The sequence below is a fragment of the Acinetobacter sp. G11 genome, assembly GCF_049808495.1.
Lineage (GTDB): Bacteria > Pseudomonadota > Gammaproteobacteria > Pseudomonadales > Moraxellaceae > Acinetobacter > Acinetobacter kookii.
On record NZ_JBNCAT010000090.1, the window covers coordinates 1 to 544 of the forward strand.

The window sequence follows — 544 nt, forward strand, 5'->3', positions numbered from 1 at the left end:
TTTGAAAGGAAACTTTTAAGGTCACTCTTTGTGCCTGATAAAAAATGGCGAAAACAAGAAGAACCTCAATTGAGGTTCTTCTTGTGATATTTGTGGGACAGCAGTGGCTTCAGGCTCACTTTTTAATGCTTAGAAAAAATTGAAAAAAAGATTAAACTACCAATTTAAAGCTATTTGAAATTGTAGTCATGAGCATTGATTTTACCGCAGATACTTACATTGTTACTGATCAATTGGCAGACACTTTGGTCTGGTTAAGTCATCATCAGGACTGTTTTGATTCGTTCAGTTATGACACTTTTACTCAGGAGTTGGTGGTTTACCATGCCAATGGGGCAGACATTATCCGTAGGGGAAATTATTTAAATGCACGTTATGGCCTTTTGCTTACCTCTAGCTAAATAAAAAAGTAAATAAAAAAAGCCCAAGTGGGCACTGCTGTCCCACAATTTTTACAAGAGGAAGCTCACATGAGCTTCCTCTTGTTTGATGGGGATTTTATCGGGTGAGAATAAAGCTTTTAAAGTTTTTCTTTCAAATAAAT

General features: G+C 36.0%; 1 protein-coding gene. It reads left to right on the plus strand.

What is annotated here, in order from left to right; genetic code table 11:
* Nucleotides 1-188 precede the first annotated feature (188 nt).
* On the plus strand, nucleotides 189-401 hold the full coding sequence (locus ACPUEY_RS14120) for a hypothetical protein (RefSeq protein ID WP_261180870.1): 213 nt from the start codon (nucleotides 189-191) through the stop codon (nucleotides 399-401).
* Nucleotides 402-544: the final 143 nt, after the last annotated feature.